Origin of the sequence: Winogradskyella sp. (genome assembly GCF_013042245.1) — a bacterium.
GTDB lineage: Bacteria > Bacteroidota > Bacteroidia > Flavobacteriales > Flavobacteriaceae > Winogradskyella.
Window position 1 is genome coordinate 1 of the sequence record NZ_JABDQL010000111.1, and the last position, 10,407, is coordinate 10,407.

Below are 10,407 nucleotides of genomic sequence, written 5' to 3' on the forward strand. Positions count from 1 at the left end.
TGTTTTAGAATTAATCGTTCTCAATTTAAGACGAGTATCTTTCATAAAACAATTACAAGAATGGTAGAAAGTAAACCAATATATCAAAATCAATTAAAACAGAAACTAAACGTGTAACTCAATAAATCAATATAAAACTAAACATGAAAAAAAGTTTTTTACTCTTTCTGTTTGGAATCGCTTTTTCATTTCTAAGTTTTACTCAGCAAACTGTTGTGAGAGGTAGTGTTTTGGACGGAATAACTGGAGAACCCATTCCTGATGTTACTGTAACTATTGAAGGTACAGAATTAACCATGACTACAGATGGTAAAGGTGAATTTAGCTTTACATCTAATGTTCCATTAGGAGAACAAGTCCTTAAAATTGAAAAAGTAGGCTACGAGACTAAGCGTTATCCTATAGTAGTAAACGAAGGAAAAACTGTTGACATTGAAGGCATGACACTTGATTATGACCCAACAGACAAAAAAGATTTGTATACTATTTCTATTTCGGATGATAACCTTAACAGTGAAGATGATGGCCTTACAGACAACATTTCTGGTTTATTACAAGCCTCAAGAGATGTGTTTTTAAGTGCTGCGGCATTCGGTTTTAGTGCTACATTCTTTAGACCTAGAGGTTTAGACAATGCAAATGGTAAGGTGCTTATTAATGGTGTTGAGATGAACAAGCAATTTAATGGTCGTCCACAATGGGGTAACTGGGGTGGATTGAACGATGTACAACGTAACCAAGAATTTACTATGGGTATGTCTGCAAACGATTACAATTTTGGTGATCTTGCTGGTACAAACAACATTGTAATGCGCGCTTCTAAATATCGTAAAGGTGGTCGTATCTCTTATGCTGCTGCTAACAGAAGTTACCAAGGACGTATTATGGGAAGTTATAGTTCTGGTCTTTTAGCAGATGGATGGTCTTACTCGTTCTTATTATCTAGACGTTTTGGTAACCAAGGTTACATAGATGGTACGCTATATGATGCAAACTCTTTCTTTGTAGCTATTGAAAAAAAGATTAACGATAAACATAGTATAAACTTTACTAGCATATATGCACAGAACAGACGTGGTCGTTCTACCGCTATTACACAAGAAATTTTTGATCTTAAAGGAAGACAATATAACCCATTTTGGGGAGAATTAAACGGTGAACAACGTAACTCTAGAATTAGAGAAATTAAAGAGCCAATTATAATGCTTAACCACTTTTGGGATATCTCTGATAAAGTACGTTTAAATACAAATATTGCTTACCAGTTTGGTGAGATTGCAAATACGCGCATTGATAATGGAGGAACCCGTTTGGTTAACGTAGATGGCGAAAGTGTATTTTTAGGAGGTGCTAGAAATCCAAATCCAGATTACTACCAAAATTTACCTAGCTTCTTTTTACAAGATCCAAACCCAACAGCTTTTGATTACCAACAAGCTTTTATTGCAAAAGAAGCTTTTGTAAATGATGGTCAATTAGATTGGAATAATTTATACGAAGGAAATGCTACATTAAGAGCTCAAGGAGGTAATTCGCTTTATGCTATTCAAGCAGATGTTATAGAAGATGACCAAATAACTTTCAATACCATATTAGATGCTGATTTAGCTGAAAATATAAGACTAAATACAGCTTTAAATTATAGACGCCTAAATAGCCAAAACTATGCTCGTGTAGAAGATTTATTAGGTGGTACAGGATATTTAGATGTTGATTTCTTTGCCGAAGAAGACGAGAATATTTCAGATCAAGTAGCAGCAGACCTAGCACAGAGTGATTTGCGTAATCCTAACAGAATAGTTGGAGAAGGTGATCGCTATAAATACAACTATGAAATTGATGCTGAAGTTGCAAGTGCATTTGCTCAAGCTCAATTTAAATATAATAAAGTTGATTTCTATTTAGGAGGAAACATCTCTAGAACTACGTATCAAAGAAACGGTCTATTCGAAAACGGGTTTTTCTCTGGTGGAGGAAATAATGGTTCGTTTGGAAAAGGTGAAGAATTAAAATTTACCAACTATGGTGTTAAAGGTGGTTTTACTTATAAAATTACAGGTAAGCACCTTTTAGTTGCTAATACAAGTATGTTTACTAAAGCACCTGGTATTAGAAATTCTTACAGTAATGCTAGACAAACTAATGCTACAGTAACTGGTTTAGAGAGTGAAGATATTCAGTCTGTCGATGTAAGTTATATTTATCGCTCACCGATCGTTAAAGCAAGGCTTACAGGTTTCTACTCAGGATTTAAAAATGGAAGCGACATTGGTTTTTATTTTACAGAAGACTTAGCAGGCTTAGGTGTTGATAATGGCGATGCTTTTGTGCAAGAAGTTTTAACTAATGTAGAAAGGCGTCACATTGGTCTTGAGTTTGGTATTGAAGCACAAGTAACACCAACCATTAAACTTAAAGGTGCTGCTTCGGTTGGGCAATATACTTTCCAAAATAATCCAAACTTATATTTAACAAGCGTTAATTTTCCAGGACAATTAACATTTGGTGATGGAACAACAAATCTCAAAAACGTACATGTTGCTGGTGGTCCAGAGCGTGCTTTTCAATTAGGTTTTGAATATAGAGATCCTGATTTCTGGAATATTGGTGTTACAAGTAACTTCTTCTCAAATGCATATATAGATGCTAGTAATTTGGCAAGGTCTGCTAACTTTACATCAGATTTTGATGGTAATACGTTTAATGACTTTGATCCAGTACTGGCAAAAGAATTATTAAAACAAGAACAGTTTGATAGTTACATGTTGGTAAATGTTATTGGTGGTAAATCATGGAAAGTAGACGATTATTTCATCGGTTTCTTTGCGACAATTAATAATGTGTTTGATCAAGATTACAGAACTGGTGGTTTTGAGCAGTCGCGTTTGGCTAACTTTAGACGCATCAAAGAAGACCAATCTGGAGACAATGGACCAGTCTTTGGCTCACGTTATTTCTTTGGTAATGGTACCACGTACTACCTTAATGTTTACGTAAGATTTTAATTGAAAAAGAATAAAAAATACACACAAAATGAAAATTTTAAAAATTAACAAATTTATCCTTCTACTTATAGGTTTAGTAGCTTTTAATAGCTGTGTAGAAGATGATGATTTTAATATTCCTAATACAGCTGTAATTGAGCCTGTGTTAAGTGGTACTACTATAGAAATATCCTCAGTTGCTGGAGAATTAGCTCAAGAACAAGGAAATAGTACATTAGATTATTCTAATGATGACACATTTTATACTTACCCATCAGATGCTGCCGACCAATTTGTTACTGGTTACGTGGTATCTTCTGATGAAGGTGGTAATTATTTTGAAGAATTAATTCTTCAAAATGCTCCTGAGAATCCAACTATTGGTATTCGTGTACTTGTAGATGTCAACCCTTTGTTTATACGCTACGAAGTAGGACGTAAAGTCTATGTAAAAGTAAACAGTTTAAGTATTGGTATTTCTAACGGTGTCTTAACATTGGGACCATTAGATGATGATCGTATTGGTAAAATACCCGCACCATCTGAAGAAGATTTTATTCAAAGATCTGCTGAAATTGCAACCATGGTTCCGCTACAACTTGGTATTAATGAATTTACTGATGACAAAACCAATCTATTAATCTCTTTAGATAATGTGCAATTTATACAATCTCAAGCGGTTGCTCCAAATGCTTTAAGCTTTGCATCTGAACCAAGTGATGAATTTGATGGTGAGCGCACTTTAGAAGATTGTACAACAGGTGCATCTACAGTATTTGCAACAAGTACTTTTGCAGATTTTAAGGCATTAACACTACCAGCGGGTAGAGGGTCTATGACTGCTGTTTTACAGAAAAACTTTTTTGGAGATGAATTTAATATTGTTATTAATAGCCCTGAAGATATAGACATGACAGGAGACCGTTGTGATCCAGTTTTCTCAGCAGATTTCCAAGAAGCGACAGACAATACAACTTTTAATACTCCAGGTTGGATTAATTTTGCTGAAGCTGGAACTGAGCTTTGGTCTGAAGATGTATTTAGCGGAAATGGGACTGCAAGATTTTCTGCGTTTAGCACTGGAGAATCTTCTAATATTGGTTGGTTAATTACACCAAGTATATATATGGATGCGCAAACAGGAGAAGTATTAACCTTCGAAATGCAACATGCTTTCCCAGATGCAGGTCATGATCCAATGGAAGTTTTATACTCTAACGATTTTGATGGTACTGAAGCTGGCGTATTAACAGCAACTTGGACATCTATGCCTTTTACAAAAAGTTATATTGTAGATTCAGGCAACTGGTTTACATTTATTAACTCTGGTCCTATAGATTTATCAGGTGTAACTGGTAATGCGTATATAGCTTTTAAGTATACAGGTAGTGATACAGCAAACCAAAACATGACTATTGATATCGATAATGTAAAAATCAGCGTACAATAAGGTAATTATAAAAATTGATAGAAAAACCGCATCTGTACAGATGCGGTTTTATATTTTAGCGGTTATGTTTGACTCTTTTTACATTACATTACTTAATCTTACTAAACCTAAGTTTGGAAGAAAAGCCATGCTTCTGACTTTGCACTACATCTGCTTGACCGAGATAGCCTTTTACATGCTTTTAGCTTGTTTTTTTAGTGCTTTTGCTAGTCAGCTTAATATTGGTAAGATTAGTTCAGGAAAAGCGATTATAATTTCTGTTTTATGTGTGCTCTTTATCTACTTGAAGAACTGGATGCGTTATAATGGTAAACGTAGAAATATTTTAAACGCAAAATCAAAAAAGCATAAATTACAAGCTTGGAAACTAATAGCGGTTCCTATCGCTTGTATTGTTATGGCTTTTATTTTCTATCAAGCTATATAAAACAAAAAACGCCATCCTATTGGATAGCGTTTTTAAATTATCTGTTTAGGTGTTATACCTTTTCTGCTTTGCAACATGCTTTTTCACAATCCTTTGCACAAGTCATTTTTGTCTTTTCAGTTTTAGTTTTGTCTTTACAGCATGCCATTTTACAATCAGCTTTACAAGCCTTTTTTGTATCTAATTCTTTTTCTGGTGAAAACTGATCTACAGTTTTCATTTCTTTCACCTCATAGATTTTACTTACTTTGGCTACCGCTTCTTTCAAAGAACTAGGAGAAACTTTCGCTTGATCATACTCTACCATGGCTAACTCTTTTTCAAAGTCTACCTTTGCCATTTTCACACCTTCCATCTTAGCCATTTTCTTTTCAATGGTTTTTGCACATCCCATGGCACAAGTCATTCCGTCAATACTAAACTCAACTTTTGCATATGTTGCATTTGGGTCTAATGCTTGTTTTGTATCATTTTTGCTAACCTCAACTTCAACAGTTTTAACTTCAGGTTCAGCATTATTTTTACATGCTAAAACAACTAGTGCCAATACTGATATCGTAATTATATTTTTAAATATTTTCATGAGTCTTTAAATTCTATTTTTAACAAATCTAATAAATACAAGGTTTCTTGAAAAATAATTAACGAATTTTGTGACCGCAAAAGCGCTAATATGAAAAACATTAACATTAAGTGGGCTTATCTGATAATTTTATCGATAATATGGGGTAGTTCATTTATTTTAATTAAAAAGTCTCTTCTTGGACTATCTCCTTTTCAAATAGGCGGTCTGCGTAATGTAATCACAGGTTTAATTCTGTTGGGTTTTGGGTTTACTAGCTTAAAAAGGATAAAAAAACCGCAATGGAAATGGATTGCTATTTCTGGATTTTTAGGGTCTTTTTTTCCAGCTTTTTTATTTGCTATAGCTGAGACTGAAATTGATAGTGCTATTACTTCTATTTTAAATTCACTTGTGCCACTCAATACTATTTTGATGGGTGTAACAATTTTTAAAATAGCATCAACCAGACGTCAAGTAATTGGTGTTATTATCGGTTTTATTGGTACTGCATTACTTATACTTAAAGGAGCAGAGATTAACCCTAATCAAAATTACTTATATGCTAGTTTTATAATTATTTCTACACTAATGTATGCTGCCAATGTTAATATCATTAAACGCCATCTACAAGATGTAAAACCTCTAACTATTGCAGCTGGTAATTATGTGTTTATTATCATTCCTGCGTTTGTTATTTTGCTTTTTACAGATTTCTTTTCGGTAGAAACTTTTGAATCTGACACGTTTTTGAATGCTATTTTATGTGTAACTATACTTTCAATATTTGGCACCGCTCTAGCTAAAGTTTTATTCAATAAATTGGTGCAAATATCTACTCCGGTTTTTGCAACATCTGTAACATATTTGATGCCAATTGTGGCTTTAATATGGGGATTATTAGATGGTGAAGCTTTTACGCCAATGCAAGGATTTGCAACTCTTATTATACTCGCAGGTGTTTATATTGCAAATAGGAGAAAAGTATAAAAAAAGCCAACTTTATTGAGTTGGCTTTTTTAATTAAATTAATCAAAATCTTTGTCTGTAACGCCTTCGTTTATTCTTACTCCTTTCAACTTAAATTCTATGAGTTGACCCATCTGTTTTCCTGACCTTACTCCTGGAAATTTTAAGCCTTCAAACGTTTGATAATCTTTTAAATCTGTTTCTTGAGACTGACTTCTTCCTTGCATAGAAGTAGTTTGTACTTCTTTGACTTTTAAACCAGTTTCCAAATCGTAATAGTATGTTAGGCTAACAACATCACCAGCAATATCTACTTTATAAGCATCTTTACCATCTATAGGTTCTACACCAGATAGTTTAACCTTATCAGAGTTTAACATATTTAATTCTGGTAAAAGACCTGCTAAGATACGCATATCATTAGCCATGTTTTCTGGTAAAGGATTTTTATTCATTGTCACTTTGTCATTGGTCATTACTACTGTCATCATTGGATTTCCTCCCATAGATAGTGCCTGTGATGACTTTCCGTCTAATCGTTTTTCTTCGCTTAGAATGGTGTTTCCCATTGCAGAAGCTTCGTAAGTAAGAATTAAAGAGTTAATTTTACTAAAAGCTTCTTTGCCCCCAATAGCTGTAAAGTAATTTTGTAAAACTGTTTTAACATCAACACCTTCTGGTAAATCTTTATTAAATTCAGGCTTTTCTGTAGCACTCGCATATTTGTCATAATACTTAATTGGTAGACCTACTTTTTCAAGATTCTCTAATACATCAGCGCCTTTACCAACGATAACAACTCTGGCATTATCTACACTAAAGTATTTGTTAGCCACACGCTTTACATCTTCTATTGAAACCTTATTGATGTTTTCTAAATAGTTTGCATAAAAATCTTCTGGTAAATTATTACGCTTAATATTTAAAGCATAGCTTGCAATTGTTTGTGGACGCTCTAAACGCATTACAAAATTACCAACATATTTAGCCTTAGCATCTTTTAAATTTTTTGGATCAACAGGCTCAGTTCTAATTCTTTTTATTTCTTTTAAAAACTCTACAACGGCACTATCAGTAACTACATTACGTACTTTTGCGCTCGCATTGAAACGCGATACACCATAACGGCTTGCTCCTAAACTTGAGTAAGCACCGTATGTATAACCTTTATCCTCACGCAGGTTTTTAAATAGATAACCTTCGCCACCACCACCAAGGATATTATTTGCCATCAAAGCAGCAAAATAATCATCATCGCTTTGCTTTAAACTCACGTTATTGGTTATAGAAATATTAGACTGTGTTGCATTTGGCATATCAACAAAGTTAATTTCTGCTGAAGATACATTCGATGTTAACTCTGGACTAGGCAGTTCTTTTAAATCTACTTTTTCCCACTTGCTAAAATACTTTTTCATTTGTTTTTTTACTGACTTTACATCAATATCGCCAACAACTACGATGTAAGCATTATTTGGTGCAAAACGTATTTTATAAAAATCTAAAACATCTTGAAATGTTACATTATTTACTGTCTCTTCAGTTGTAAACTCACCATAAGCGTGACCTTTGCCATAAGCTAAAGCACCTACAACACGACCTGCAACAGCATCAGTACTTTTTGCATTAGACTTTAAGTTTTCGATAAGTTTATCTTTTTCCTTTTCAAATTCTTCTTCAGTTAAAAGTGGATTGACTGTAGCATCTGCCATCAACTCAACAATACGGTCAGCATATTTAACTAATCCACTACCAAAACCTCCGCTAGAACCAAAGCTAATGTTTGCTCCTAAAAAGTCAACTTCATCATTAAAGTCATCTTTAGAAATAGACGTTGTTCCGTTACCTAACATTGCAGATAATAAATCTGAAACTCCTGCTTTATCACCTTCTACATAAGGCTTATTGTCTATGCTTAATTGGTAAGATACTCTTGGCAACTTGTTATTTTCGACAACCATAACTGTTATACCATTTTTAAGGGTAAACTCGTTAGGTTTCTCTAAATTAATTACTGGTTCTGGTCCTGCTTCTGGCATTTGAGACCTATCTATCTGGGCATTGACTCCAAAAGTCATTAAAGCAACACCTACAAAAGCGGCTAATTTTATTTTTAAATTCTTCATCTTATTCTTCATCTTTTTTAGGTAAGTACTGAATTTCTACGCGTTGATTTGGGCTTAAGTATTTTGCAGCCACATCTCTAATTTCTTCTCGTGTAATAGAACGGTATAAATCTAATTGTGTATTGATTAAATTAACATCTCCATATAATAGGTAATATGTTGCTAAAGAACTTGAAATACCTTCTACACTTGAGTTAGAGTTTACAAACTGATTTTCAAATTTATTTTGAAGCTTTTGATAATCGCGTTCAGAAATTAGTTCGGTTTGCATTTTAGCAATTTCCTCATCCATTTCAGCTAAAAGCGTATCTAGAGAAACATCACCTTGGGGTAATGCAAATAATGCGAATATATTATAATCTACCTGACCTAAGTTAACAGCTTGCACGGCTAAAGCTTGCTTTTGCTCATCAACTATTTTTTTGTACAATACAGAACTTTTTCCACCGCTTAAGTATGAAGAAATCATATCTAAAACATATGCATCTCTTGATGCTTGTCCAGGTAAACGGTATGCAGCTAAAATTGCTGGTATTTGAATATTTGAATCGTATGCTTTAACCTTTTTAGTTTCAGTAATTGGTGTTTCTTTTGGAAAGTTTCTCACAAACTCTGGCTTAGACTTTACTTCTCCAAAATAATCTTTAACCATAGCTTTTGTCTTCTCCTTATCAATATCACCTGCAACAATTAAAACTGCATTGTTAGGACCATAATACTTATTAAAGTAAGCATTAAACTCATCTAAAGTAGCAGCATCAAGGTCTTTCATAAAACCAATATTAGGGTCTTTGTAAGGGTGTACTTCAAATAAATTTGCACCTATTACCTCTAATAATTTTCCGTAAGGTCTATCATAACTCTGACGTTTTTCTTCCTTTACAACCTCGTTCTGTGTATCCACACCAACTTGATCAATTACAGGGTGTAACATACGCTCAGACTCTAACCATAAGCCTAACTCTAACTTGTTAGATGGAAAAATTTCATAATAATACGTTCGGTCTTGAGAAGTAGTGGCATTGAATGTTCCTCCATTGGCAGGAATAATTTTCATAAACTCGCCTCGCTCTATATTTTCTGTCCCTTCAAATAATAGATGTTCAAAAAAGTGTGCAAAACCTGTTCGGCCTTCTTCACGGTCTTTACCTCCAACGTCATACATAACTGTAGTTGCAACGACTGGTGCTGTATTATCTTGATGTAAAATAACGTGTAGTCCGTTATCTAAATCAAATTCTTCAAACTCTACCTTTTGTGCAGTAGAAGAATATCCTACAAACATCAAAAGCGCTAGACTTAATAAGCTTTTTTTCATTTTAGTTTTTTTTAATAAAAGTTTCAAAGTGTTTGTCTTGCCTAATAACTATTTGTTACAGCAATTTTCACAAAAATAGAGAACATAATTCCTTTTTGTTCTAAATAAAATGTGAAATAACCGAACAGTTAAACTATGAAGATGCATTTATAATAAAAAATATAGAAAATTAATGCGTTTTAATGATCTTCAAAAACACTAAAACGTTTGTAAATTAGGATTTTAAACGTATATTTGCATCCGCTTTCTGAGAAGAAGGTTATTTAATATATAAACAAATTAATAAAAACGTTACGCTATGTACGCAATTGTAGAGATAGCAGGGCATCAATTTAAAGTTGAAAAAGACCAAAAAGTTTTTGTTAACCGTTTAGCAACAGAAGAAGGAAAGAAAGTATCTTTCGATAATGTTCTTTTAATTGCAGATGGTGACAATACAGCTATAGGCGCCCCAGCTATAGACGGAGCACAAGTAAGTGCAAAAGTCTTAAAGCACCTTAAAGGTGACAAGGTTATTGTTTTCAAAAAGAAAAGACGTAAAGGTTACCGTGTTAAAAATGGACACAGACAA

Annotated in this window: 8 protein-coding genes and 1 pseudogene; 6 read left to right on the forward strand and 3 right to left on the reverse strand. The window is 33.6% G+C overall.

Translation table 11 applies throughout. The features are described from left to right. The 4 genes and pseudogenes from HKP48_RS08730 to HKP48_RS08745 form a co-directional block, all read left to right on the forward strand. Positions 1-117: pseudogene (locus tag HKP48_RS08730) on the forward strand (IS1595 family transposase); the annotation flags it as partial. A gap of 26 nt (positions 118-143) precedes the next feature. Then, a complete protein-coding gene (locus HKP48_RS08735) occupies positions 144-3,005 on the forward strand; it encodes a carboxypeptidase regulatory-like domain-containing protein (protein WP_296344905.1) in 2,862 nt (953 codons plus the stop codon). Between the two features lie 28 nt (positions 3,006-3,033). Then, positions 3,034-4,434, forward strand: a complete 1,401-nt coding sequence (locus HKP48_RS08740) for a DUF5689 domain-containing protein (RefSeq protein ID WP_296344907.1) — start codon at positions 3,034-3,036, stop codon at positions 4,432-4,434. Positions 4,435-4,474: 40 nt separating this feature from the next. Continuing rightward, entirely contained in the window at positions 4,475-4,861 is a 387-nt protein-coding gene (locus HKP48_RS08745) for a hypothetical protein (protein ID WP_296344909.1), read from the forward strand. A 52-nt stretch (positions 4,862-4,913) separates the two neighbouring features. On the opposite strand, the gene HKP48_RS08750 is transcribed toward HKP48_RS08745, so the two are convergent. Beyond that, the gene (locus tag HKP48_RS08750) at positions 4,914-5,444 is read right to left on the reverse strand and encodes a heavy metal-associated domain-containing protein (protein WP_296344911.1); all 531 of its coding nucleotides are present in this window, start codon (positions 5,442-5,444) and stop codon (positions 4,914-4,916) included. 90 nt (positions 5,445-5,534) lie between these two features. Here HKP48_RS08750 and HKP48_RS08755 point away from each other — a divergent pair, with 90 nt between their 5' ends. Further along, positions 5,535-6,413 (forward strand): EamA family transporter, encoded by an 879-nt coding sequence (locus HKP48_RS08755; protein ID WP_296344913.1) that lies wholly within the window; start codon positions 5,535-5,537, stop codon positions 6,411-6,413. A 38-nt stretch (positions 6,414-6,451) separates the two neighbouring features. Here HKP48_RS08755 and HKP48_RS08760 read toward each other — a convergent pair whose 3' ends face one another. Then, positions 6,452-8,518, reverse strand: coding sequence for a pitrilysin family protein (locus HKP48_RS08760; RefSeq protein WP_296344916.1), 2,067 nt, complete (start codon positions 8,516-8,518; stop codon positions 6,452-6,454). 1 nt (position 8,519) lies between these two features. After that, entirely contained in the window at positions 8,520-9,836 is a 1,317-nt protein-coding gene (locus HKP48_RS08765; RefSeq protein WP_296344918.1) for a pitrilysin family protein, read from the reverse strand. A gap of 298 nt (positions 9,837-10,134) precedes the next feature. On the opposite strand from HKP48_RS08765, the gene rplU reads away from it, so the two are divergent. Next, the coding region (gene rplU, locus HKP48_RS08770; protein WP_296344920.1) for a 50S ribosomal protein L21 at positions 10,135-10,407 on the forward strand (273 nt) is incomplete at its 3' end.